Annotated in this window: 22 protein-coding genes and 1 riboswitch; of the genes, 6 read left to right on the plus strand and 16 right to left on the minus strand. The window is 71.3% G+C overall.

Translation table 11 applies throughout. The features are described from left to right. The coding region (locus tag RIF68_RS03915; protein WP_309049714.1) for a glycosyltransferase at window positions 1-590 on the minus strand (590 nt) is incomplete at its 3' end. A 125-nt stretch (window positions 591-715) separates the two neighbouring features. On the opposite strand from RIF68_RS03915, the gene RIF68_RS03920 reads away from it, so the two are divergent. After that, complete coding sequence (locus RIF68_RS03920) at window positions 716-1,996, plus strand: glycosyltransferase family 87 protein (RefSeq protein WP_309049693.1); 1,281 nt, start codon at window positions 716-718, stop codon at window positions 1,994-1,996. Between the two features lie 73 nt (window positions 1,997-2,069). Further along, window positions 2,070-3,521 carry a DUF2079 domain-containing protein gene (locus RIF68_RS03925; RefSeq protein ID WP_309049694.1) on the plus strand — a complete coding sequence of 484 codons (1,452 nt, stop codon included), beginning with the start codon at window positions 2,070-2,072 and terminating at the stop codon, window positions 3,519-3,521. Window positions 3,522-3,563: 42 nt separating this feature from the next. Here the strand turns inward: RIF68_RS03925 and RIF68_RS03930 are convergent, their stop codons facing one another. The 5 genes from RIF68_RS03930 to RIF68_RS03950 all read right to left on the minus strand — a co-directional run bounded on the left by RIF68_RS03930 (window position 3,564) and on the right by RIF68_RS03950 (window position 9,001). After that, window positions 3,564-4,781 carry a hypothetical protein gene (locus RIF68_RS03930; RefSeq protein WP_309049695.1) on the minus strand — a complete coding sequence of 406 codons (1,218 nt, stop codon included), beginning with the start codon at window positions 4,779-4,781 and terminating at the stop codon, window positions 3,564-3,566. A gap of 47 nt (window positions 4,782-4,828) precedes the next feature. After that, window positions 4,829-5,863 (minus strand): NlpC/P60 family protein, encoded by a 1,035-nt coding sequence (locus RIF68_RS03935; RefSeq protein ID WP_375165669.1) that lies wholly within the window; start codon window positions 5,861-5,863, stop codon window positions 4,829-4,831. 193 nt (window positions 5,864-6,056) lie between these two features. Then, a complete protein-coding gene (locus RIF68_RS03940) occupies window positions 6,057-7,103 on the minus strand; it encodes an NlpC/P60 family protein (protein ID WP_309049697.1) in 1,047 nt (348 codons plus the stop codon). 257 nt (window positions 7,104-7,360) lie between these two features. Next, on the minus strand, window positions 7,361-8,725 hold the full coding sequence (locus RIF68_RS03945) for an NYN domain-containing protein (protein ID WP_309049698.1): 1,365 nt from the start codon (window positions 8,723-8,725) through the stop codon (window positions 7,361-7,363). A 33-nt stretch (window positions 8,726-8,758) separates the two neighbouring features. Continuing rightward, the gene (locus tag RIF68_RS03950; protein WP_309049699.1) at window positions 8,759-9,001 is read right to left on the minus strand and encodes a hypothetical protein; all 243 of its coding nucleotides are present in this window, start codon (window positions 8,999-9,001) and stop codon (window positions 8,759-8,761) included. Window positions 9,002-9,160: 159 nt separating this feature from the next. On the opposite strand from RIF68_RS03950, the gene RIF68_RS03955 reads away from it, so the two are divergent. Both RIF68_RS03955 and RIF68_RS03960 read left to right on the plus strand, forming a co-directional pair. Beyond that, window positions 9,161-9,895 (plus strand): rhomboid family intramembrane serine protease, encoded by a 735-nt coding sequence (locus tag RIF68_RS03955; protein ID WP_309049700.1) that lies wholly within the window; start codon window positions 9,161-9,163, stop codon window positions 9,893-9,895. Then, window positions 9,892-10,173, plus strand: a complete 282-nt coding sequence (locus RIF68_RS03960) for an Lrp/AsnC ligand binding domain-containing protein (RefSeq protein ID WP_309049701.1) — start codon at window positions 9,892-9,894, stop codon at window positions 10,171-10,173. Before RIF68_RS03955 ends, RIF68_RS03960 begins: the two co-directional genes overlap by 4 nt. Window positions 10,174-10,259: 86 nt before the next feature. Here the strand turns inward: RIF68_RS03960 and RIF68_RS03965 are convergent, their stop codons facing one another. The 6 genes from RIF68_RS03965 to RIF68_RS03990 all read right to left on the minus strand — a co-directional run bounded on the left by RIF68_RS03965 (window position 10,260) and on the right by RIF68_RS03990 (window position 17,504). Continuing rightward, the gene (locus tag RIF68_RS03965) at window positions 10,260-11,660 is read right to left on the minus strand and encodes an aminotransferase class V-fold PLP-dependent enzyme (protein WP_309049702.1); all 1,401 of its coding nucleotides are present in this window, start codon (window positions 11,658-11,660) and stop codon (window positions 10,260-10,262) included. 240 nt (window positions 11,661-11,900) lie between these two features. Continuing rightward, window positions 11,901-12,017, minus strand: a riboswitch (SAM riboswitch). Between the two features lie 96 nt (window positions 12,018-12,113). Next, complete coding sequence (gene trpD, locus RIF68_RS03970; RefSeq protein ID WP_309049703.1) at window positions 12,114-13,178, minus strand: anthranilate phosphoribosyltransferase; 1,065 nt, start codon at window positions 13,176-13,178, stop codon at window positions 12,114-12,116. 156 nt (window positions 13,179-13,334) lie between these two features. Then, window positions 13,335-14,957 carry a cytochrome bc complex cytochrome b subunit gene (locus RIF68_RS03975; protein ID WP_309049704.1) on the minus strand — a complete coding sequence of 541 codons (1,623 nt, stop codon included), beginning with the start codon at window positions 14,955-14,957 and terminating at the stop codon, window positions 13,335-13,337. Next, window positions 14,954-16,006, minus strand: a complete 1,053-nt coding sequence (locus RIF68_RS03980) for a Rieske 2Fe-2S domain-containing protein (RefSeq protein ID WP_309049705.1) — start codon at window positions 16,004-16,006, stop codon at window positions 14,954-14,956. The genes RIF68_RS03975 and RIF68_RS03980 overlap by 4 nt, the downstream gene beginning before the upstream one ends. Then, window positions 16,003-16,812, minus strand: coding sequence for a c-type cytochrome (locus RIF68_RS03985; protein WP_309049706.1), 810 nt, complete (start codon window positions 16,810-16,812; stop codon window positions 16,003-16,005). Before RIF68_RS03985 ends, RIF68_RS03980 begins: the two co-directional genes overlap by 4 nt. 71 nt (window positions 16,813-16,883) lie before the next feature. Then, complete coding sequence (locus tag RIF68_RS03990; protein WP_309049707.1) at window positions 16,884-17,504, minus strand: heme-copper oxidase subunit III; 621 nt, start codon at window positions 17,502-17,504, stop codon at window positions 16,884-16,886. Between the two features lie 202 nt (window positions 17,505-17,706). Between RIF68_RS03990 and RIF68_RS03995 the strand changes: the two genes are divergently transcribed. Then, window positions 17,707-18,108: a hypothetical protein gene (locus RIF68_RS03995; RefSeq protein WP_309049708.1), complete on the plus strand. Its 402-nt coding sequence runs from the start codon at window positions 17,707-17,709 to the stop codon at window positions 18,106-18,108. A 90-nt stretch (window positions 18,109-18,198) separates the two neighbouring features. Here RIF68_RS03995 and RIF68_RS04000 read toward each other — a convergent pair whose 3' ends face one another. The 4 genes from RIF68_RS04000 to coxB all read right to left on the minus strand — a co-directional run bounded on the left by RIF68_RS04000 (window position 18,199) and on the right by coxB (window position 22,670). Beyond that, complete coding sequence (locus RIF68_RS04000) at window positions 18,199-19,458, minus strand: Ig-like domain-containing protein (protein ID WP_309049709.1); 1,260 nt, start codon at window positions 19,456-19,458, stop codon at window positions 18,199-18,201. 118 nt (window positions 19,459-19,576) lie between these two features. Continuing rightward, window positions 19,577-19,975, minus strand: coding sequence for a cytochrome c oxidase subunit 4 (locus RIF68_RS04005; RefSeq protein WP_309049710.1), 399 nt, complete (start codon window positions 19,973-19,975; stop codon window positions 19,577-19,579). Further along, window positions 19,972-21,708, minus strand: a complete 1,737-nt coding sequence (gene ctaD / locus RIF68_RS04010; protein ID WP_309049711.1) for a cytochrome c oxidase subunit I — start codon at window positions 21,706-21,708, stop codon at window positions 19,972-19,974. The genes RIF68_RS04005 and ctaD overlap by 4 nt, the downstream gene beginning before the upstream one ends. Next, window positions 21,705-22,670 (minus strand): cytochrome c oxidase subunit II, encoded by a 966-nt coding sequence (coxB, locus tag RIF68_RS04015; protein WP_309049712.1) that lies wholly within the window; start codon window positions 22,668-22,670, stop codon window positions 21,705-21,707. Before coxB ends, ctaD begins: the two co-directional genes overlap by 4 nt. A gap of 367 nt (window positions 22,671-23,037) precedes the next feature. On the opposite strand from coxB, the gene RIF68_RS04020 reads away from it, so the two are divergent. Next, window positions 23,038-24,260, plus strand: a 1,223-nt coding sequence (locus RIF68_RS04020) for an aminotransferase class V-fold PLP-dependent enzyme (protein WP_309049713.1), incomplete at its 3' end; no start/stop codon positions are given.

Below are 24,260 nucleotides of genomic sequence, written 5' to 3' on the forward strand. Positions count from 1 at the left end.
CTGAGGCCGAGGCGGGCACGGACCCCGTCGCCGCCGGAGCCGGGGTGGAAGGTCTTCTCGTCCACGCCGGGCGGGAGCTGCGCCATGCGCCCGGCGGCGGCCGGGGTGAGGGCGGTGGCGATGCGGGACCGGGTGTACTCGCCGAGGTAGGTGATCGTGTCGGTGCCCTCGCCGATGCGGCGCAGCAGCTGCCGGGCGGCCGGGAGCTGCGCCCAGCCGGCCTCGTGGCCGTGGGTGGTGGCGACGAGCCGCCGGGCACCCGCCCTGCGCAGCGCGGGGGCCATCAGGCCGAGGGGGGCGGCCGCGCCGAACCAGACGGCCTCGCAGCCGTGTTCGCGCAGCAGGGCGGTGGCGCGGGCGGTGACGCGCGGGGTCGGCAGGAGCATGGTGGTGCGGTCCCGCACGACCGTGAAAGGCTGCTCCGCGTCGAACGCGGCGGTCGCCTCGGCCCCTTCGCGGCCGCGCTTCCAGGTGGAGGCGTAGACGACGATCCGCTCGGGATCCAGACGCAGTGCCATGTTGTGCAGGAATGCCTGAATTCCGCCGGGGCGGGGCGGGAAGTCGTTGGTTACGATCAGGGTCTTGTGCATCGTGGCCATCCCGGCCGACAGTACGCGATCGCACCCTTCGCCCGGCACCACCATCCTCCGCGCGAGCGGACCGACAGGACAGGAACCCCACAGGTATGACGGGTGCGGCGCAACGGGGCTCCCCCATGGATCGGCGACTTCCGGCTCCCCGGCGACCTGACCGGCGGCTTCCCGGACTGCGGCTGCCGCTCGCCCTGTGGGGGCTGACCCGGATCGTCCTCCTGCTCTGTGTCCTGCGCGTGGTGGTCGTCCCCGGCCCGGACGTGGCGGTCGAGGTCGACCAGATCTACCGGAGCTGGTTCGACGTCCTGAAGACCGGCACGTACCCCGAGTCGGACGTGACGTGGCAGTACCCGCCGGGCGCGGCACTGCCCATCCTCGCCCCCGCGCTGCTGCCGTTCCTCGACTACACCGCCGGCTTCTTCGCCCTGGCCCTGCTGTGCGACGCGTTCGTCCTCGGCCTGCTCCTCCACACCGGGCGCCGTCCCGGCCGGTCGACGCGGGGCGCCTGGCTGTGGCTCGCGGCGGTCCCGCTGCTGGGCCCCACCGCGTACGCGCGGTACGACATCATGGTCACGGCCGTCGCGGTGGCGGCGCTCCTGTCCGCGATCCGCAGCCCCCGGCTGTTCGGCGCCCTCGCGGGCTTCGGCGCCATCCTGAAGGTGTGGCCGGCGCTGCTGCTGGTGGGCACCGCGAACGGGCGGGCCACTTGGCGTTCCTGGCCGGTGGCGGCGGGCGCGGCCAGCGGGGTGCTGCTGCTCTGCGCCCTGTGGATGCCGGGCTCGCTGACCTTCCTGTCGTACCAGAGCGAACGCGGCACCGAGGTCGAGTCGCTGGGGGCGACGGTCTTCCACGTGGCCCGGCACTTCGGCTGGGAGGGCGGGGCGCGGATGAACTACGGCTCGATGGAGTTCCTCGGCCCGTACGTGTCGTGGGTGACGACCGCGTCGATGACGCTGACCGTCGCCGCCTTCGGCTGGCTGGTGCTGTGGCGGTTCCGGGCCCGGCGCTTCGTCACCTCCACGACGGCGGACGCGGCGTTCGTGGCGGTGCTCCTCTTCACCACGACGAGCCGGGTCATCTCGCCGCAGTACATGATGTGGCTGGCCGGTCTGGCGGCGGTCTGCCTCGCCTACCGGTCGAGCCGGATGCGGCGGCCCGCGCATCTGGTGCTGTGGGCCACGGCGGTGACGCAGTTCGAGTTCCCCGTGTGGTTCTCGCACGTCACCCAGAGCGATCTCCTGGGCATGACGGTGCTGTTCCTGCGCAACGGCCTCCTGGTCGCGGCCACGCTCCTCGCGTGCCGGATCCTGTGGCGCCACACGGTGACCGAGGCGGGCACCGTGCGCATCCCGGTCCCGGCGGCGCCGGCGGAGCGGGACAAGGTGCTCACCGGCTCGTCCTGAGGCCCCCGGGCGCCCTGGGCGGCGCTGCTACCCTGAGGGGCCTCCTCCCTCCTGATTAGGTTCTCCTGCTGACATGACTGACCTGAAGCTTCCGGCCGAACCCCGTCAGCGGCGCACCGGAGCGGAGGGCGACGGCGCGGGAGACGGCGCACGGGCTTCGAAGGGGACCTCCTGGCGGACGCCGCTGCTCGTGGCCGGAGTCTTCTTCCTGGTCTATCTGACGCTGTCGGCACGGCGTCACGCGGTCAACCTCTCGACCGGCTACGACCTCGGCATCTTCACGCAGATCGTGCAGTCGTACGCGCGGTTCTCGCTGCCGTACTCCCCCCTCAAGGGGCCCGACTACAACGCGCTCGGGGACCACTTCCACCCGATCCTCGCGCTGCTCGCGCCCGCGTACAAGGTCTTCCCGTCGAGCTACACCCTGCTGGTCTGCCAGGCGGCGCTCACCGCCTTCTCCGTCGTGCCGCTGATGCGCTGGGCCGAGGAGGTCAGGGGCCGCGGGTTCGCCCTCTGGGCGGGCCTGTCGTACGGGGCCTCCTGGGGCCTGGCGGAGCTCATCTCCTTCGACTTCCACGAAGTGGCGTTCGCCGTCCCGCTCCTCGCGCTGTCGCTCTGCGCGGCGGGGCGCGGCCGGTGGGGCGCGGCCGTCGCGTGGGCGGTCCCGCTGGTCCTGGTCAAGGAGGACCTCGGGCTCACGGTGGCGGCGATCGGTCTGTACGTGGCCTGGAAGGGGCCGCGGGTGACGGGACTCCTCCTCGCGGTCCTCGGGGCCGGGGCCACGGCCCTGGAGATGCTGGTGATCCTGCCGGAGCTCAACCCGATCGGGCAGTTCGCCTACTGGCCGCCGGAGACCGCAGCGGAGCCGAGCCTGGCGGCCCAGGCGGTCGGCGCCTTCTGGCCGCCGGTCAAGTGGCTCACGGTCTTCATGATCGCCGCGCCGACCGGCTTCCTCGCACTGCGTTCGCCGCTCGTGCTGATCGCGCTGCCGACGCTCGCCTGGCGCTTCACCTCCCCCAACCCCTTCCACTGGGGGACCGACTTCCACTACAGCGCCGTGATCATGCCCATCGCCTTCGCCGCGGCGGTGCACGCCGTCGCCAAGGGCGGCATCGAGGCGCGCAGACTGCTTCCGGCCTGCGTGGTGGGGGCGTTGACCACCTGCGTCACCCTCTTCACCCACCCGCTGCACGAGGTGGTCACCCCCCAGCTCTGGCGCGAGACCAGCCAGGTCAGGGCGGCGGACGACCTCCTGAAGAGGATTCCGGACGGCGCGACCGTGGCCGCCTCGAACCAGCTGGCCGCCCAGCTCGCCGACCGCGCCACGGTCAGCGAGGTGTGCCTCTTCCCCCGCTCCTTCCCGCCGAGGGAGCCCGCCGAGTGGCTGATCTACGACAACGCCGACCGGTCCGACCCGGACTGCCCCACCGGTACGGCCCTGGAGAGGACGGGCGGGGTCGCGGGCTATCGGCTCGTCGAGCACCGGGAGGGCGTCTCGCTCCTCCGCAGGGCGGACCGCCCCTAGGGCCGGGGCCCCGTCACGGAACCGGGCGCCCCCGTGCCCGGCTCAGCCGAGCCGCTCCGCGACGAACGCCCGCCACCGCCGGGTGAACTCCGCCTCCGTGACGCCCAGCACCTCACCGAGCGCCTTCCCGACCGCGCCCTCGCGCCGCCGCTGGGCGCCCACCGCCCGGTAGAAGGCGGTCAGTTCCTCCTCGCCCCACCGCTCGGCGATCAGCTCGCAGGCCAGCCACCCGCTCCCGTACGCCCGTGCCAGCGCCTCCGGGTCGCCGTCGAAGGCGAAGTCCCCGTCCTCGGGCAGGCGGGCGGGGAGCCGGCCCGCCCGGACCGCGCGGTGCAGTTCGGGGGCGGCCTCGGCGGCGGTGCGGCCGGTGCCCCGGTCGGCCACCCAGTCCGCGAAGCCCTCGGAGAGCCAGACCGGGGTGGCCGGTGAGGTCCGGGTCCGGGTGGCGACGTGGACCGTCTCGTGGGTGAGGACGAACTGCCGGCCGAAGGCTCCGAGGGCGCCGTACGCCTCCGGATTGACGATCACCCGGTCCGCCGGTGCCGTGGGCCCGCCCCCGATCCGGCCGGTGGTGACCGCCGCGATGCCCCGGTAGGTGTCGGCCGGCGCGCCGAGCAGCCCGCCCATGGCGGCGACCGTCGCCGGCACCAGGACCACGATCCGGCCGGCCCAGTCGCGGCCCCAGGCGGCCGAGACGGCGGGCACCGCGCGGTCGGCCTCCGCCGCGATCCGCCGCAGCCGCTCGGGGTCCTGTTCCACCCCGAGGACCAGGCTGTGCCGCCCGGTCACCGCCCTGACCTCGCCCTGCTGCCAGAGCTGCTGGGGGGCGCCGGCGGCGGGCCGGTCGCCGCTCACGTACCAGCGGCCGTCCCGCTCGGTGAGGTCGACGACCCGGTCGCCGGTCGCGGCCCCGGAGTCGTAGCCCTCGATCCGGTGGGCGAGTTCGGCCCGGACGGTGGCGCGGCCAGGGCCCGCCGGTTCCACGCCGGTGACCCGGTAGCGCAGGGTGCCGAGCGGGACCGCGGCGAGCCGGCGGAAGGCGGCGCGGGTGTCCGGGGAGCCGGCCGGGTCGAGCGTGCGCCGGTAGGCGGCCTCGTCGCGGTCGAGCAGGGCCCGCGCGTACCGGTCGAGCAGGCCCTGCGCCTCCGCCCGCGCCGGGGCGCCGGGGCCGGGCTCCGCGCAGCCCGTGAGGACGAGCAGCAGGGCCGCCAGGCAGGCCGCGGCCGTCCGCCGCACCGCACCACCGCCCTGGACCGCCACGGCCCGATCGTACGGGTGGGACGGCGGGCGCCCGGGGCAAGGGCCGGTCAGACGCGGGTCACGGTGACGTGCGACATCATGTTCACCGGGTCGTAGCGGACCGTGGCGCCCGGGTAGGGGGCGTGGATGACCTGGCCGTTGCCGGCGTAGATGCCGACGTGACTGGCGTCGCCCCGGTACGTCACGAGGTCCCCGGGCCGCGCCTGCGAGAGCGGCACCTGACGGCCCGCGTACCGCTGCGCGGCCGAGGTGCGGGGCAGGCTGATGCCCGCCTGGCGGTACGACCAGACCATCAGGCCCGAGCAGTCGAAGGCGGAGGGGCCGGTGGCGCCCCACACGTACGGCTTGCCGACGGCGCTGCGGGCGGCGAGGACGGCGGCGGCGGCCCGCGAGGAGCCGGCGGCGGCGCCCGTGAAGGGCGGTGGCTCGGAGGCGGTCGCCGCGGCCGCCCCGTCCGCGCGGCCGCCGGTGCGGGAGGCCCGCTCGAAGTCGGCGCGCTCCTCGGCGGTCAGGGCGGCCAGCACCCGGCGGGCCTGGGCCAGTTTGCCCTCCACGGCCCGCTTGTGGCGGGCGACCTCGGCCCGGCTGCGTTCCAGTTCCGCGAGGACCTTCCCGGCCTCGGCGCGCACCTGGTGGAGCCGGCGCTGCTCGCGCCGCAGTTCCCCGAGGGCGACGCCCTGCCGGGCGGTGACCCGGTCGAGGGCGGAGGCCCGGTCGAGGTAACTGTCCGGGTCGGCGGAGAGCAGCAGGGCGAGGGCGGGGTCGATGCCGCCGGAGCGGTACTGGGCACCGGCGACCGAACCGAGCACGCCCCGCATGCGGTTGATCCGTTCCTGGCCGCGGGCCAGGCTGTCCTGGGCGCGGGTGACCGTGGTCCGCAGCGCGTCCGCCTTCTCGTCGGCCCGGTGGTACGCCTCCGTGGCCCGCTCGGCCTCCTCGAAGAGGCGGTCGACGGTGGCGCGGGTCGCCTCCGGGGTGGCCCCCGGGTCGGCGCTCGCGGGGACGGCCCCGAAGGACGCGGCCGCGGTGGCCGCGGCGGCGGTCAGCACGGTGACCCTCGTGGGTCGGCGGTGGGACGCCACGTAACACGCTCCGTTGGATCGACGCATACAGCGCGGCAGACAGTAGCCGCAAGTGACGCCGTGTCCAACGAACCCGGAGGGCACGCACAGTGACGCCCCGCCGGAGAACACAGGTCACCGGCGGGGCGTCAGGTCAGCGTGGTGCGGGGCGAACCACCCGATTGGGCGGCAGTCCGGAGCGGTCGGGCGGGTTTCAGCCGCCGATGCGGACGCCGAACTGGAAGGTGCCCATGTAGTCCATCGACTCGTAGCGGACGTTGGCGCCCGGCTTGGGAGCGTGCAGGATCGTGTTGTTGCCCGCGTACAGGCCCACGTGCGACAGGCCGTTGAAGAAGACGAGGTCGCCCGGCTTCAGCTGGCTGCGGCCGATCTTCACGCCGTCGTTCTGCTGGGTGTAGGTGGTGCGGGTGAGCCGGGCGCCGGCCTGGCGGTAGGCCCACTGGGTCAGACCGGAGCAGTCGTACGAGTTGGGGCCCTCGGCCCCGGAGACGTACGGCTTGCCGATCTGGGTGGCGGCGGCGGCCAGGGCGGCGCCGCCGAGGCCGGAGGCGGGCACCTCGTTGCCGAGGTCCATGCGCTCGCCGGCGGCGCGGCTGGCGCGCTGCTCCTTGGCGCGCTCCGCCTGCTCCAGACGCTCGCGCTCCTCCTGGGTGAGGGTGTTGAGCAGCTGGCGCGCCTCGGCGAGCTTGCCGAGGTACTTCTTCTTCTTGGCGCCGAGGGTCTTGCGGACGTCCTCGAGGTCGGCGAGCTTCGCGGTGGCCTCGGCCCGCTGCTGGGCGAGGGAGCGCTGCTTGGCCTGGATGGTGGTGAGGACGTCGGCCTGCTGGGCGCTCAGCTGGTCGATCGCGGACGCCTTGTCGAGGTAGGTGTCCGGGTCGGCGGAGAGGAAGAGCTGGAGGGCCGGGTCGATGCCGCCGGAGCGGTACTGGGCGCTGGCGACCGAACCGATCTGGTCCCGCAGGGTGTTGAGCTCCTGCTGGCCGCGGGCGACCTTGTCCTGGAGGTCCCCGATCTCCTGCTGGAGCTTTCCGCGGCGTTCCTCGGCGAGGTTGTACTGCTCCGTGGCCTCCTCGGCCTCGTGGTGCAGCGCGTCGACCTTGGACTTGACCTCGTCGATCTTGGGCTTGGGAGCCGCCTGGGCGCCGGTCTGTGCGGAGAGCGCGACGGCGGCGGCCGCGGTCGCGGTGAGCACGGTCACGCGGGTACGGCTCGGCTGCTTGGGTCGACGGTGGGACGCCACGAAGGCGGCTCCTTCTTCCTCGAGCGCCGCCCGACCGGGGAGGGGCGGGCGGTTCCTTCGCTGTCACCCCGGATGGGTGATCAACCGCGCGAAGGTTCGAGGCCTGACCCTAGTGACCAACTTGTGATCAGTTCAAATCCCACTGGCAAAAATCTCGCCCACGCACCACTTTATTTACGCACAGTCCACGGGCGGTGATGGCCACTTGACGGTCAGCCATCCATAATTCGGTCATAGCGCCCATGAGTTGACAGGTGTCACGAGAGCCGCGAAAGGCGCTTCAGCAACAAGGCGGACGCCACGGGCCGGGCACCCGCCTTCGCCACCCCGTCGGCGACCTCGCGGTCGGTGGAGACCACCACGACCGGCCGCCCCGGCGGCTCCGCCCGCACCAGCTGGCGGATCAGCTCGTCCGCCGTCACGCCCGGCTTCGAGAACAGCACCCGCACCCCGCGCGGCGGCGCGAGGAGCACCGGGGCCGCCAGCTCCGCCCCGTCGAAGACACAGGTGACCTCGGCCCCGGAGCGGGCGGCGAGGGCCGAGAGCCCACCGAGCAGCCGCAGCCGCTGCTTCTCCAGCGGCATCGTCGGATAGCCGGTCTTGGTGACGTTGTAGCCGTCGACGACCAGATGCGTCTGCGGCAGGGCGAGCAGCTGGTCGAGCAGGGCCGGGTCGGTCTCCGAGAGGGCCCGGGCGGCGATGTCCTTGGCGGACATCCGGCCGGGCGCGACCGCGTCCACGGTGTCGGCGGGGTGCACGGAGACCGGGGGGAGGGCGAGTTCGCGCCGCAGGCCCTGCGCCGCGTCGAGGACCGTGTCGAGCAGCAGCCGCAACCGCATGTCCTCCACCGAGCGCCCTTCCCTGGCGGCCCGCCGGCTCGCCTCCAGGGCGGCCTCCACCTCGCCGAGCCGCGCCTTGAGCCGCCGGCTCTCGCTCTCCGCGGCCGAGACCTGCGCGGCCGCCTCCGCCCGTACGGCGTCCGTCTCGGCCTGGGCTCGGCGCAGGGCCGCCTCGCCGCGCTTGACGTCGCTCTGGGCACTGCGCAGCTTGCGGTGGACCGATTCCGCTTCCTTGCGGGCGGCCTCCAGGTCGTGGCGCAGCTGCTCGGTCTCGGCCCTGGCCCGGTCACGGGCGGCCGCCAGCTCCCCGCGCAACCGCTCCAGCTCGCGCCGGCCGGCCTCGTCGGCGCGCTCCGCGTCCGCGCGCACGGCCTCCTCGCCCGCCGCGGCGACGAGCTTGACCCAGCCCGGCGGGCGCAGCACGTAGGCGGCGGCGGCCACCTCGACCGGGTCGACGGCGGCGGGCGGGGCGCCCGACTCGACGGCGGCGGCGAGGTCGGGCTGGGCCGTACGGAACCGTTCGCCGATCCGCTGCCGGAAGAGGGGGTCGGTCTCCAGGGCCGTCGCCATCGCGTTGCCGGCGAACCTGGCCCGGCGGCTCGCGGTGAACCGGGCGTACTGGCGGAGGGGTGCGGGCAGCTCCGCGACGGTCAGCCCGCCGAAGGCGTCCGCGACCAGCGCGACGACCCGCCGCCGTACCCCTTCCGGCAGTGGGTGGTCGAGCGTCTCGGCAGCGTCACCTGCCGCGCCGGCCGGCTCACCACCGTGCGCGGGCTGCTCCACGATCCGTCACCCCTATGTCGTCCGCGCCGTCCCTCAGGAGGCGGCGCCCGGCCTGTCCACCAGCTCGATCTGGTCCACCGCGTTGCACCAGCGGCAGCGGACCGACTCGATGGTCTCACTGACCACCTGACGCTCCTCGACCGTCGGCTCCCCGGCCAGGTCCAGATGGACGTACTCCACGACCTTGGACGAGCGGGTCACGTCGAAGCGGGTCAGATTGCCGCAGAGCGTGCAGCGCCAGCGGGTCTCGTCGGTCGGCAGGGGAACCGTCGTCATCGTGCCGTCCTTCTTCCTGTTGCGGTGGTACCAGGTGCGGGAGCCGCGGTGCGCCGTCGAACTGCGGTTGTACTGCCCGTAACCCTACGGCCTCCCCGGTACGCCGCGGCACGGCGAGGCGCTCTGTCCACTTCGCCCGTCTTGCGTCATCATCTCCGCATGATCGACTGGCGACGAGCGGCCCGGGGAGCGTGGCACGGCGCCCGGCACGGGCCCGCGGTGACCTACACGCTGATCGCCGCCTGCTGTCTCCTCTTCGCGATCGGCCCGGTGTCCGGGCTCCACCCGGCGTACGGCACCGGGGACGCGCTGCTCGCCGCGCAGAGCGCCTACTTCCGCGAGTGGGGGGTCGTCCCGGCCGAGCTGATCAGCGGCGAGCCGCGGGCCCTGCTCACCCCGCTGACGGCCCTCTTCGTCCACGGAAGCTGGCTGCACCTGCTGGGGAACATGCTGTTCCTGTACGTCTTCGGGGCGATGACCGAGGAGCGGATGGGCCGGATCGGCTTCGCCCTCTTCTACCTCGTCACCGGCTACCTGGCGCTGCTCGGGTACGCGGTGGCGCACGCGGACAGCGAGCAGACCCTGGTCGGGGCCTCGGGGGCGATCTCCGCGGTGCTGGGGGCCTTCCTCTTCCTCTTCCCCCGTGCCCGGGTGACCAGCCTCTTCCCCTTCCTCTTCTTCCTGCCGCTGCGCTTCCCCGCCTGGATCGTGCTGATCTTCTGGTTCGTGCTCCAGTGGCTGGCCGCGCGGTCGGCCGGAGCCGGTCCGGGCGTCGCCTATCTGGCCCATGTGGTGGGCTTCTCCGTCGGCTTCCTGTACGCCTGGGGGCGCTACCGCGGTGGGGATAGAGTGAAAGCCCCAGCCGCGGCGACCGAGGGAGAAAGCCAGCCGTGATCACCGCGATCGTGCTCATCAAGACCAGCGTGGACCGCATCCCCGAGATCGCCGAGTCGATCGCCGCCCTGGAGAACGTCAGCGAGGTCTTCTCGGTGACGGGCACCTACGACCTGATCGCCATGGTGCGGGTGCCGCGCCACGACGACCTGGCGGACGTCATCCCCGGCCGGATCAGCAGGATCCCGGGCGTGGAGGCCACCGACACGCACGTCGCGTTCCGGACGTACTCCCAGCACGACCTGGAGGCGGCCTTCGCCATCGGTCTGGAGTCCTGAGCGCCCTCGGACCGCACGGTGAAGGGGGCCTCCCGTCAGGGGAGGCCCCCTTCACCCGTACGAGTGAGTGATCGGCGGGGTACGGGTCAGCCGCGGTCGGGGACGCAGCGGCCGTCCTCGGTGCGGTACGACCAGCGGGCGCCGTCCCGCACGAGCTCCTTCACCGCGCCGACGAACCGGTCCACGTGCTCGTCGGGGGTGCCGGCGCCGAAGCTGACCCGGATCGCGTTGAGGGACCGCTCGCCCGGCCGCGCCTCGGGGGCGCCGCAGGCGCCGACGTCCTGCGGGTCGCTGCCGAGCAGGGTGCGGACCAGCGGGTGGGCGCAGAAGAGGCCGTCGCGGACGCCGATGCCGTACTCGGCGGAGAGCGCGGCGGCGAAGTGGGAGCTGTTCCAGCCCTCCACGACGAAGGAGAGGACGCCGACGCGGGGCGCGTCGTCGCCGAAGAGGGAGAGCACCTTCACCTGCGGGACGCCGGCGAGGCCGGTGCGCACCTTCTCGATGAGGTGCCGCTCGCGGGCGACCAGGTTCTCGAAGCCGGCGTCGGTGAGCGCCTTGCAGGCGGAGGCGATGGCGTAGACCCCGATGACGTTCGGGGAGCCGGCCTCGTGCCGGGCCGCGGTGGTGTGCCACTCCACCTCCACACCGCCGTCGGCCCGGCGGGCCACCGTGCGGGAGGCGCCGCCGCCCGCGAGGTACGGGTCGGCGTCCTGGAGCCAGTCGGCGCGGCCGGCGAGGACGCCGGAGCCGAACGGCGCGTACAGCTTGTGCCCGGAGAAGGCGACCCAGTCGACGTCGAGTCCGGTGACGGAGACCGGGTGGTGGGGGGCGAGCTGGGCGGCGTCGAGCACGATCCGGGCGCCGTGCGCGTGCGCGGCGGCGGCGAGTTCACGGACCGGCCACAGTTCGCCGGTGACGTTGGAGGCGCCGGTGACGCAGACCAGGGCGGGGCCGTACGGGTCGCGGTCGGCGAGCGCGCGCTCCAGGGTCTCGACGGCCTGGGCCGGGGTGCGGGGCGCGTCGAGGTAGGTCACGCGGGCGTCCTGCCAGGGCAGCAGCGAGGCGTGGTGCTCGGTCTCGAAGACGAAGACCTGGCAGCCGGCGGGGAGCGCCCGGGCGAGGAGGTTGAGCGAGTCGGTGGTGGAGCGGGTGAAGACGACCTGGTCGCCGGGGCGGCAGTCGAGGAACTCGGCGACGGTGGTCCGGCTGTTCTCGAAGAGGTCGGTGGAGAGCTGGGAGAGGTACCCGGCCCCGCGGTGGACACTGCCGTAGTACGGGGCGTAGGCGGCGACGTCGTCCCACACGCGCTGGAGGGCGGGGGCGCTGGCGGCGTAGTCGAGCGCCGCGTAGGTCACCTCGCCGCCGGTGACGAGGGGGACGGTGACGTCGCGGCCGAGGACCGGGAGCGGAGCCTCGCAGCAGGGGTCGGCGGACTCGGCGGTGGTGGCGGAAACGGCGGCGGCGGTGGCGTTCGGGCGTGCGGACATGGCGGTATCTCCCGGCGGGGCAGTGCGGAATGGCTTCGGTGGATCCCGTACGCGGCCGGGCACGGCGGGGTACGGGTGCTGCCTCGGGGGCTCAGGGGGACGCGGACGCGCACGGACCTGCGTGCGGGTGCGCGGAAGTGACCCTGTGTCCGAGGGGGAAGAAGGGGCGGACTCGCCCTATCGCATTCGCTTGCTCACGGAAAAACGCTCCTCGAGAGACCAGGACCCCTGGTGTCGAGGGGTCCGCGCTTGCCGTAGACCTCGCTGCCTACGGCCTGGTCTTCACCCGGGGCACCCCGCCACGGACGGAGGGTTGCCGGACAGCAAGCCGGGGCTTCACAGCTGTCACTCATGACCTGCCACGCATCCTGCCACATGATCACCGAAACGCAAGACCCCGGTCCGCATGCTGGGACCGGGGTCGTCGCCGGTGAGGCGGCGCGAGCGCGGGACTCAGGCGTGGCTGGCGGCGATCCAGCGTTCCAGGACGCGCCGGGCGGCGCCGGAGTCGATGGACTCGGCGGCCTGCTCGATGCCCGCGCGGATCTGCTCGGCGAGGGTGCCGTCGCCCGGCCGGAGGGCGGTGAGCGCCGCCGCCGAGTTGAGCAGCACCGCGTCCCGCACCGGACCGGTCTCCCCCGCGAGCAGCCGGCGGGCCACGTCGGCGTTGTACGAGGCGTCGGCGCCGCGCAGGGCGTCCACGGGCACCAGACCGACACCTACGTCCCGGGGGTCGAAGGCCTCCTCCCGTACGGTGCCGTCGCGGACCACCCAGACCCGCGAGGTGGCCGTGGTGGTCAGCTCGTCGAGTCCGTCGTCGCCGCGGAAGACCAGGGCGGAGGAGCCGCGTTCGGCCAGGACGCCGGCGACGATCGGGGCCATCCGGGGGTCGGCGACACCGGTGGCCTGGGCGCGCACCCGGGCCGGGTTGGTGAGCGGGCCCAGGAAGTTGAAGACGGTGCGGATGCCCAGTTCCTTGCGCGCCATGGCCACATGACGCAGCGCCGGGTGGAACTTCACAGCGAAGCAGAACGTGATCCCGGCCTCCTCGGCGACCTCGGCCACCCGGCGCGGGGTCAGCTCCAGGTTGACGCCGAGCTTCTCCAGGACGTCGGATGCGCCGGAGGCGGAGGACGCGGCGCGGTTGCCGTGCTTGACGACCTTGGCGCCGGTGCCGGCGACGACGATCGCCGACATGGTGGAGATGTTGACCGTCTTGGCGCCGTCACCGCCGGTGCCGACGATGTCGACGGTCTCGCCCGGCACGTCGATGGTGTTGGCGTGCGCGTACATGGTGCGGACGAGGCCGGTGATCTCCTCGACCGTCTCCCCCTTGGCGCGCAGGGCGACGACGAAGCCGGCGATCTGGGCGTCGGTGGCCTCGCCGCGGAGGATCCGGTCCATCGCCCAGGCGGTGTCGTCGGCGCTCTGGTCGCGTCCGGTGAGGAGGCCGTCCAGGACGACGGGCCAGGAGCGGCCCGCCGTGGTCGGTCCTCCAGCGGGGGTCGCAGCGCTCATGGCAGCTCCTGGTGGTCGTCACGTGACGGATACAGGGTCACCCTATCGACCGGCGGGAACGGCAAAGAGCCCCGTCCATCGAATGGACGGGGCTCTCGCCGTGGCGACCTTCTGGGGTCCCCCGGGGCGAAACCCCGGGGGGAGGAGGTCAGGTGATCAGTGGTGGCCGTGGCCGCTCTGGATCTCCTTGTACTCCTCGACGGTGGGCTTGGCGATCTGGTTGTCCTCGCCGTAGTAGCCCTTGTTGAGCTTGACCCGCAGCTTCTCCATGCGCCCGACCTTGCGCTCGACACCGTTCTCGTCGACGGCCGGCGGCAGCTCGGCGGGCTGGTACTGCTCGTGCGCGGTGAGCTTGTACAGCTCGCCCTGGCTGAGCGGCTCGTGGACCTCGACGAACTCACCGTGCGGGAGGCGCTTGATGATGCCCGACTCGCGGCCGTGCAGCACCTTGTCCCTGTCGCGGCGCTGGAGGCCGAGGCAGATCCGCTTGGTGATGATGAACGCGATGACCGGTCCGGCGAAGAAGAAGATCCGGACGAACCAGGTGATCGAGTTGATCGACAGGTGGAAGTGGGTCGCCCAGAGGTCGTTTCCACCACCCACGAGCATGATCATGTACGCGGTGATCCAGGCGACACCGAAGGCGGTGCGCGTCGGAGCGTTGCGCGGGCGCTGCGCGATGTGGTGCTCGCGCTTGTCGCCGGTGATCCAGGACTCGATGAACGGGTAGACCGCGATCGCGCCGAGCACCAGCGGGAAGATCACCAGCGGGATGAAGACGCCCAGGACCAGGGTGTGGCCCCAGAGGTTGATCTCCCAGCCCGGCATGACACGGATCAGACCCTCGGCGAAGCCCATGTACCAGTCGGGCTGGGCGCCGGTGGACACCTGGTCCGGGCGGTACGGGCCGAGCGCCCAGATCGGGTTGATCGAGGCGATGGCCGCGATGACCGCGATGACACCGAAGACCAGGAAGAAGAAGCCTCCGGCCTTGGCCATGTACACCGGCAGCAGCGGCATGCCGACGACGTTCTTGTTGGTGCGGCCGGGGCCCTCGAAGTGCGTGTGCTTGTGGACGAACACCAGGATGAGGTGCGCGACCATCAGGCCCAGCATGATGCCGGGCAGCAGCAGCACGTGCGCCGAGTAGAACCGGGCCACGAAGTCGCCGCCGGGGAACTCCCCGCCGAACAGGAACATCGACAGGTACGTGCCGATGACCGGCACGGACAGGATCGCGCCCTGCATGAAGCGGACACCGGTGCCGGAGAGCAGGTCGTCCGGGAGCGAGTAACCGGTGAAGCCGGTGAACATGCCCAGGAAGAACAGCAGGAAGCCGAACAGCCAGTTGATCTCACGCGGCTTGCGGAACGCGCCGGTGAAGAACACGCGCATCATGTGCACGAACATGCCGGCGAGGAAGATCAGCGCCGCCCAGTGGTGGATCTGCCGGATGAGCAGACCACCGCGCACCTCGAACGAGATGTGCATGGTCGAGTTGAACGCCTCGGACATCAGCTGTCCCTGGAGCGGGACGTACGGTCCGGCGTACTCCACCTCGTTCATCGACGGGTGGAAGAACATCGTCAGGTAGACGCCCGTCAGGATGATGATGATGAAGCTGTAGAGGCAGATCTCGCCCAGCATGAAGGACCAGTGGTCCGGGAAGATCTTCCGCATGTTGGCCTTGGCCAGCGTGTAGATCCCCAGGCGACCGTCGGCCCAGTCGGCGACCCGCTCACCGGCGGGTGCCTTCTTCGTATCCGTCACAGTGCTCATCCGCGCTCCCAGAAGGCAGGACCGACGGGCTCGTCGAAGTCGCCGAGCGCCTCGAGGAAGCCCTTGTCGTTCACGCCGATCCGCAGCTGCGGGAGGGCGTGACCGGCCGGGCCGAAGATGACGCGGGCGCCGTCGGAGAGGTCGAAGGTGGACTGGTGGCACGGGCAGAGCACGTGGTGCGTCTGCTGCTCGTACAGCGAGATCGGGCAACCCACGTGGGTGCAGATCTTCGAGAAGGCGACGATGCCCTCGTGCGACCACTCGAGCTCGCGCTTGTCCTTGATGTCCTCCGGCTGGATCCGGACGATCATCAGGGCGGCCTTGGCGATCTCGGTCTGGAAGTGGTGGTCGTGCTCCGAGAGGCCCTCGGGCATCGCGAAGGTCAGCGAACCGACCGCGACGTCCTCGGGACGCAGCGGCTCGTGCGTGTTCATGTTGATGAGCTGCTTGCCCTTGGCCCACATGGTGGTCCGGAGCTTCTTCTCGGGCAGCGGGCCCATGTCACGCATCAGCACGAGGCCGGAGAGCGGGACGAGCGACAGCGCGCCGAACATCGTGTTGCGGATCAGCTTGCGGCGGCCGAAGCCGGACTCGGCGGCACCCGCCGCGAAGTCCGCCATGACCTGCGCCTTGACCTCGGGCGACGCGGCGATCGGGTGACGCTCGTCGGCGACCTCGACGTCGGACATCAGGGTGCGGGCCCAGTGGACCGCGCCCGCGCCGATGAAGAAGAGGGCCGCGCCGAGGGTCAGGCCCAGGGCGAAGTTGAGCGCCGACACCCGGCCGAAGGGCCAGATGTAGACGATCTGGTCGACCGGGAAGATCACGTACGAGGCGATGAAGGCGATGGTGGCCAGCATCGACAGCGTGAACATGAGGGCGACCGCGCGCTCGGACCGCCGGGCGGCCCGCTCGTCGATGTCCTGGATACGCGGCTTGTGGGGCGGAAGGCCCGGGTCGGCGAACGGGTCGTCGGCGACCTTCACCGCGCCGTGCGCGGCGTCCTGCCCAGCCGGCAGGTTCTCTTCTGGAATCTCTTGGGTACTCATGACTTCTTGGCCTTAGCGGTGTGGGCCGCGACCCAGATGGCAACTGCGATCAGCGCACCCAGACCGAAGATCCAGGCGAACAGGCCCTCGCTGACGGGGCCGAGGCCACCGAGCTTGAGACCGCCCGGGTTGTCGGCCTTCTCGCTGTTGACGGCCTGGACGTACGCGATGATGTCCTTCTTCTCCTTCTCCGGCATGGTCGTGTCCGGGAAGGAGGGCATGTTCTGCGGGCCGGTCTGCATGGCCTCGTAGAGGTGCTTCGGGCTCACGCCTTCGAGGCTGGGGGCGTACTTGCCGTGGGTCAGCGCGCCACCTTCACCGGTGAAGTTGTGGCACTGGGCACAGTTGGTGCGGAACAGCTCGCCACCCTTGGCGATGTCGGCACCGTCAGGGCTGTACTGGCCCTCCGTCGGCGTGATCGGGCCGGCGCCGAGGGAGGCGACGTACGCCGCGAGCTGATCGATCTCAGCCTGCGTGTAGATGACCTTCTTCCTCGGGACCTGGGCGCCCGGCTGCTGGGCCGGCATGCGGCCCGTGCCGACCTGGAAGTCGACGGCGGCCGAACCGACGCCGACCAGGGACGGGCCGTCAGTGGTGCCCTGACCGCCGGTTCCGTGGCAGCTGGCGCAGCCGACGGAGTAGAGCTTCTTGCCCTCCTCGATGGCGAGGGACTGGGCGGTTTCATCGGCCTTCGCCGTGCCCGCGGGCGCGAACGCGGCGTACAGCCCCCCAGTGGCCGCCAGCGCGAGAAGTAGGACGACGACCGCCGCCAGCGGATGGCGTCGTCGTGCGGAGAGCTTTTTCACGGATTACCCCGGTGTCAGGATCTTCTGCGTCGATGCTTGCTGGATGTCTCGGGTCCGCCGAGCGGGCCCGATTACTTGATCATGTAGATCGTGGCGAAGAGGCCGATCCAGACGACATCGACGAAGTGCCAGTAGTAGGACACGACGATGGCGGCGGTTGCCTGCTCGTGAGTGAACCTCTTGGCGGCGTATGTCCGGCCGAGGACCAGCAGGAAGGCGATGAGACCGCCTGTCACGTGCAGTCCGTGGAAGCCGGTGGTCAGGTAGAACACCGAGCCGTACGGGTCCGACGAGAGCGAGAGGCCCTCGTGCTTGACCAGCTCGGTGTACTCCAGGACCTGGCCGCCGATGAAGATCGCACCCATCACGAACGTGATGATGAACCACGTCCGGAGCTTCTTCACGTCGCCCCGCTCGGCGGCGAAGACGCCGAGCTGGCAGGTGAGGGAGGAGAGCACCAGGATCGTGGTGTTGGTCGCCGAGAACGGGAAGTTGAGGGCCGAAGCCTTTTCCGCCCAGTACTCGGCACCCGTCACCGATCGCAGGGTGAAGTACATCGCGAAGAGGGCCGCGAAGAACATCAGCTCGGAACTCAGCCAGATGATGGTTCCGACGCTGGTGAGGTTCGGTCGATTGACCGACGGGTGCGCGTGCCCGGTATCTACTGTCGTTACTGTCGCCACGACCGACATTATGTCGGTCGCTTATCCCGCCCTCACTCCGGGGGGTGCCGTTCGGAGTGTCAGGGGCCCGTGTCCAGCCCGAACGGCCCATCGGAAGGGCCTCGGGACACCCTTCGAACAGGTGTTGAACGGGTGTTGACGCGCAGTGGAGCGGAGTAGCATCCGGCGCACCGGTCGACGACGACCACCCCGCCTTCCAGACGGAGGAACGATGCAGTCGAGTGCCACGGTCCTGGTCTACAGCGACGACGCGAACACCCGCGCGCAGGTCCGGCTGGCGGCAGGGCGCAGGCCCGCCGCCGACGTTCCCCCGGTGGAGTTCGTGGAGTGCGCCACGCTGCCCGCGGTCCTGAAGGCCCTGGAGGAGGGCGGGATCGACGTGTGCGTGCTGGACGGCGAGGCGGTGCCGGCCGGCGGCATGGGGGTGTGCCGGCAGATCAAGGACGAGGTCTTCCACTGCCCTCCGGTCCTGCTGCTGATCGGGCGCCCGCAGGACGCCTGGCTGGCCACCTGGAGCCGCGCGGACGCGGCCGTCACCCTTCCGGTGGAACCTGTCGAGTTCGCGGCCTCCCTGGCGGCCCTGCTCCGCTCCCGCCTCGCGATCGGAGCGTAACCCTCCGCACCGGCGGGCGAGCCGAAGGGCGCCGAGCGCCGCAGGCGCCCGTAGGGGGTCCCCCCGCCGAAGGCAGGGGGTGATCGAGCCCTACTGGAGCGTCGGCCGCAGGCGGGCCTTGGCGTCCTCGGTGGCCGTCGGATTGCCCTTGGCGGCCACCAGGGCGCTGCCCTGGCGCCATTTCTCCCAGGGCAGGTTCCAGTCGCCGAAGCCGTTGCCGAAGGGGTCCATCGTCTCGCCGTAGCTGTTGACGGTCTTCACGATGTCGCCGGGGCGGACGGTCTCGTAGAACCAGGCCGCGTTCCCGGTGGACATGCCGACGCAGCCGTGGCTGACGTTCGCCACGCCCTGGGAGCCCACGGACCAGGGGGCGGCGTGGACGTACTCACCGCTCCAGGTCACCCGGGTGGCGTAGTACACGGGCAGGTCGTACGACTCGGAGCTGCCTTCGGCGATGCCGATGCTGGTGCCGCGCATGCGGACGTAGTACTCCTTGCCGAGCACCACTTTGATCCCGTTACGGGTGGAGAAGCCCGGTTTTCCGGTGGTCACCGGAATGGTGTTGATCACTTCTCCGTTGCGCTTGACGGTCATGTAGTGGCTGCCGGCGTCGGCGATCGCCTCGATGCGGTCGCCGATCTTCAGCCGGAGCGGCTTCGACGCGCCCCCGTACAGCTTGTCGCCGACCTTGAGGCCGTTCAGGTTGCCGGTGACGGAGACGAGGGCGCCTGCGGGCCAGTACTCCTTGGGCCGGAAGTGGAGCTTCTTGTCGTCCACCCAGTACCAGGAGCCCTCCACGGCGGGGGCGGAGCGGACCTTCAGGGCCCGCTCGACGACCGCGCGGGCGGCCCGGTCCTTGACGGGGAGGCTGAGGTCCGCCGTGATGGGCTGCCCGACGCCGTAGGTGCCCGCCTCCGGCCCGAAGGTGACGGTGAGGGCCCGTTTGGCCGGGGCCGTCCCGAACGTGAACGTACGGGCTCCTGGAGCGCCGTCCCCGTCCTCGGTGGCCACGCGGACGGTGTAGCGGGCCCCGGCCGCCAGGGCGGCCGTGGAGCGCCAGCGGCGGCCGTCGGCGGAGAGTTCGCCCGCCAGGTGGCGGCCCGCCTCGTCGGTGGCGGTGACATCGGTGATCCGGCCGTCCTCGCCCTTGGCGGTGATCTCCAGGGGCTTGTCGGGGTTCGCCTTGGCGCTGCCGGAGGGCGTGTTGAACACGACCTGCTCCGCCGCGTCGAAGGGCCTCGCCGACAGCGGATGCCGGTCGGGGCCCGCGCAGGACGTGGCGCCGGCGGTGACGGCGAGGACCAGAAGCGTGCAGCTCAGAACAGTCCGGATGCGCGGCGTGTCGTTCATGACCTCACGCTAAGGACAATCTGCGGGCCGGGCGCGCCGAGTGCTGCAAACGAGGGGCCCGGACGCTTCGGTGACGAAGCGTCCGGGCCCCTCGGGGTGGTGCGGGGTACCGCCGGTGTTACTGGTTCTGGTTCTCACCGCGGTAGAACTCGAACACCCAGCCGAAGAGACCGACCAGGATCAGCGGCGCCGAGAAGTACAGCAGCCACCAGCCCATCGCGACGGCGAGGAAGGCGAACGAGCCGCCGACGGCCAGCGAGAGCGGCTGCCAGCTGTGCGGGGCGAAGAAGCCCAGCTCGCCGGCCTCGTCCGCGACGTCGGCCTCCTTGTCGTCCTGCGCCATGGCGTCGACCCGCTTGGCCGTGAAGGCCAGGTAGTAGCCGATCATGATCGCCAGGCCGAAGGCCAGGAACAGCGCCGTCGTACCGACCGGCTCCTTCGACCACACGCCGTAGAGGATCGCCATGGCGAGGATGAAGATGCTCAGCCAGATGAACATCTTGCCCTGGATCTTCACTTGCCGGCCTCCTTGCCGCCGGTGAGGGCCTCAGCCTCGTGAGGCTTGTTCTCGAGCTGGTCGACAGCCGCGATCTCAGGGTGGTGCAGGTCGAACGCCGGGGATTCCGAACGGATCCGCGGCAGCGTGAGGAAGTTGTGCCGCGGCGGCGGGCAGGAGGTCGCCCACTCCAGCGAGCGGCCGTAGCCCCACGGGTCGTCGACCTCGATCTTCTTGCCGTACTTGGCGGTCTTCCAGACGTTGTAGAAGAACGGCAGGATCGACAGGCCGAGCAGGAACGAGGAGATCGTCGAGATCGTGTTCAGGGCGGTGAAGCCGTCGGCGTCCAGGTAGTCCGCGTAACGGCGCGGCATGCCCTCGGCACCGAGCCAGTGCTGCACCAGGAAGGTGCCGTGGAAGCCCACGAACAGCGTCCAGAAGGTGATCTTGCCGAGGCGCTCGTCGAGCATCTTGCCGGTGAACTTCGGCCACCAGAAGTGGAAGCCGGAGAACATCGCGAAGACGACGGTGCCGAAGATCACGTAGTGGAAGTGCGCCACGACGAAGTACGAGTCCGAGACGTGGAAGTCCATCGGGGGCGAGGCCAGGATGACGCCGGTCAGACCACCGAAGGTGAAGGTGATCAGGAAGCCGACGGCCCAGAGCATCGGGGTCTCGAAGGACAGGGAGCCCTTCCACATCGTTCCGATCCAGTTGAAGAACTTCACGCCGGTCGGTACGGCGATGAGGAACGTCATGAAGGAGAAGAACGGGAGGAGCACGCCACCGGTGACGTACATGTGGTGCGCCCACACGGTCACGGACAGACCGGCGATCGCGATGGTCGCGGCCACCAGACCGATGTAGCCGAACATCGGCTTGCGGCTGAAGACCGGGATGACCTCGGAGATGATGCCGAAGAACGGCAGCGCGATGATGTACACCTCGGGGTGGCCGAAGAACCAGAAGAGGTGCTGCCAGAGCAGCGCTCCACCGTTGGCCGCGTCGAAGATGTGCGCGCCGAACTTGCGGTCCGCCTCCAGGGCGAACAGCGCGGCCGCCAGGACCGGGAAGGCGAGCAGGACCAGGACACCGGTCAGCAGCACGTTCCAGGTGAAGATCGGCATGCGGAACATCGTCATGCCCGGAGCGCGCATGCAGATGATCGTGGTGATGAAGTTGACCGAGCCGAGGATCGTGCCGAAGCCGGAGAAGGCCAGACCCATGATCCACATGTCGGCGCCGACACCCGGCGAGCGGACGGCGTCCGACAGCGGGGAGTAGGCGAACCAGCCGAAGTCGGCCGCACCCTGCGGGGTGAGGAAGCCGGCCACCGCGATGATCGAGCCGAAGAGGTACAGCCAGTACGCGAACATGTTCAGCCGCGGGAACGCCACGTCGGGCGCGCCGATCTGCAGCGGCATGATCCAGTTCGCGAAGCCGGCGAACAGCGGCGTCGCGAACATCAGCAGCATGATCGTGCCGTGCATCGTGAACGCCTGGTTGAACTGCTCGTTCGACATGATCTGCGTACCCGGACGGGCCAGCTCGGCGCGCATGAAGAGCGCCATGAGACCGCCGATGCAGAAGAAGACGAACGACGTGACCAGGTAGAGCGTGCCGATCGTCTTGTGGTCGGTGGTGGTCAGCCACTTCACCACGACATTGCCGGGCTGCTTGCGCCGTACGGGCAGCTCGTTCTCGTACGAGTCCTCAGCTGCGGCGGCACCCTGGGTTTCGTTGGGGATGCTCACAGTTGGTTCTTCTCCGCATTCCTGGCCGGGTCCGTCTGCTCGATGCCAGACGGGATGTAGCCGGTCTGCCCCTTCTCGGCCAGCTCCTTCAGGTGCTGCTGGTAGCGCTCCGGGGAGACCACCTTGACGTTGAAGAGCATCCGGGAGTGGTCGACACCGCACAGCTCGGCGCACTTGCCGAGGAAGGTGCCCTCCTGGGTCGCGGTCACCTCGAAGGCGTTGGTGTGACCCGGGATGACGTCCTGCTTCATGAGGAAGGGGACCACCCAGAAGGAGTGGATGACGTCACGGGAGGTCAGGACGAACCGGACCTTCTCGCCCTTGGGCAGCCACAGGGTCGGACCCGGGTTGCCGGTCTGCGGGTTCCGGTCGCCCGGGATGCCCGCGTCGTAGACACCTCCCGCGTTCTCCGGGAAGTCGTTGAGGAACTTGTCCGGGATCGAGGCGAGGTTCTTGTCCTTCTTGGCGTCGCCCTTCACACCGGGCACGTTCTCGATGTAGTTGAAGCCCCAGCTCCACTGGTAGCCGACCACGTTGATGGTGTGGGCGGGCTTGGGGGAGAGCTCGAGGAGCTTCGACTCGTCGCGTGCGGTGAAGTAGAACAGCACCGAGACGATGATGAGCGGAGTGACCGTGTACAGCGCCTCGATGGGCATGTTGTAACGGGTCTGCGGAGGTACCTCGACCTTGGTGCGGCTGCGCCGGTGGAAGATGGTGGCCCAGAGGATCAGGCCCCACACCAGGATTCCGGTGAGCAGCGCGGCCGCCCAGGAGCCCTGCCACAGGGAGAGGATCCGAGGCGCCTCTTCCGTGACGGGGGTGGGCATGCCAAGGCGGGGGAAGTCTTCCCAGTTGTACGAGCAGCCGGTGGCTGTCGCCAGGATCAGGCCCGCAGTCAGCACCTGCGGCAGCTTCCGCCGCATCGGGCGCCGCGACGAGCGGTCGGAGCCGTTGGGACTCACGTAGCGCCTTCCCGAGAGTCTCGGCCCGCGTTGGTCGGCCACGGCCGTCCGTCTCGCTGGTCGGTCGCCGCCCCGTGCCGCGGGCAGGGGTTTGGATGTTTATGCGGACCAAACCCTACTGGACGCTATTTGGGGTCGCGCGGGGAGGGTGCCCAACGCGCCGTCCGACTCCCCGAAGGGGTGGACTCCGGGGTTCCGGGAGGGGGTCCCGCACGCCCGCCGGGTCCCCTGCCGACGCCGCGCGGGGGCGGCCTGACACCGACTCACCCGGGCGGGGCGGCACGCACGCAGGGGGTCTCTCGTCGATCAGGCCGGACCCCGCGAGCCCGGCAAGATCGGCGAGACCCCCAGGCTCTACGGTGGGCGGATGCCGTACTTCGACGCCGCCTCGGCCGCCCCGCTGCACCCCGTCGCCCGCCAGGCCCTGCTGGCCTCCCTGGACGAGGGGTGGGCCGATCCGGCCCGGCTGTACCGGGAGGGGCGGCGGGCCCGGATGCTGCTGGACGCGGCGCGGGAGGCGGCGGCGGAGGCGGTCGGGTGCCGCCCGGACGAGCTCGTGTTCACTCCTTCGGGTACCCGCGCGGTGCACACGGGCGTGTCGGGGGCGCTGGCCGGGCGCCGGCGGGTCGGCAACCGGCTCGTGGTCTCGGCCGTGGAGCACTCCTCCGTCCTGCACGCGGCCGAGGCGCACGCGGCGGCCGGCGGGTCGGTGACCGAGGTGCCGGTGGACCGGACGGGCGCGGTGGACGCGGGCGCGTTCGCGGCGGCGCTGGACGGCGGGACGGCGCTGGCCTGTCTCCAGTCGGCCAACCACGAGGTGGGCACCGAGCAGCCGGTGGCCGAGGTGGCGGAGGCCTGCCGGGCGGCGGGGGTGCCGCTGCTGGTGGACGCGGCCCAGTCGCTGGCCTGGGGGCCGGTGGCGGAGGGCTGGTCGCTGCTCGCGGCGAGCGCGCACAAGTGGGGCGGACCGGCGGGCGTGGGGCTGCTCGCGGTCCGCAAGGGTGTCCGGTTCGCGCCGCAAAACCCCTCGGACGAGCGCGAGTCGGGCCGGGCGCCGGGCTTCGAGAACCTGCCGGCGATCGTGGCGGCGGCGGCCTCGTTGCGGGCGGTGCGGTCGGAGGCGGCGGCCGAGGGGGCGCGGCTGCGGGCGCTGGTGGACCGGATCCGGGCGCGGGTGCCGGAGCTGGTGCCGGACGTGGAGGTGGTCGGCGATCCGGTGCGCCGGCTTCCTCATCTCGTCACGTTCTCCTGTCTCTACGTGGACGGGGAGACGCTGCTGCACGAGCTGGACCGGGAGGGTTTCTCCGTTTCATCCGGTTCGTCCTGCACGAGTTCGACGCTGACGCCCAGCCATGTGCTGCGGGCGATGGGGGTGCTGAGCGAGGGCAACGTACGGGTGTCGCTGCCGGCCGGGACGGCGGAGGAGGACGTGGACCGGTTCCTGGCGGTGCTGCCGGGGGTGGTCGCGGGGGTACGGGAGCGGCTGGGCGCCCCGGCCGCCGCCCCGGCCGCGGCGGCCGGGCCCGGCCCGCTGGTCGTGGACTCGCTCGGGAAGCGCTGCCCGATCCCGGTGATCGAGCTGGCGAAGGT

It is taken from the genome of Streptomyces sp., assembly GCF_031178505.1.
Classification (GTDB): Bacteria; Actinomycetota; Actinomycetes; order Streptomycetales; family Streptomycetaceae; genus Streptomyces; species Streptomyces gulbargensis.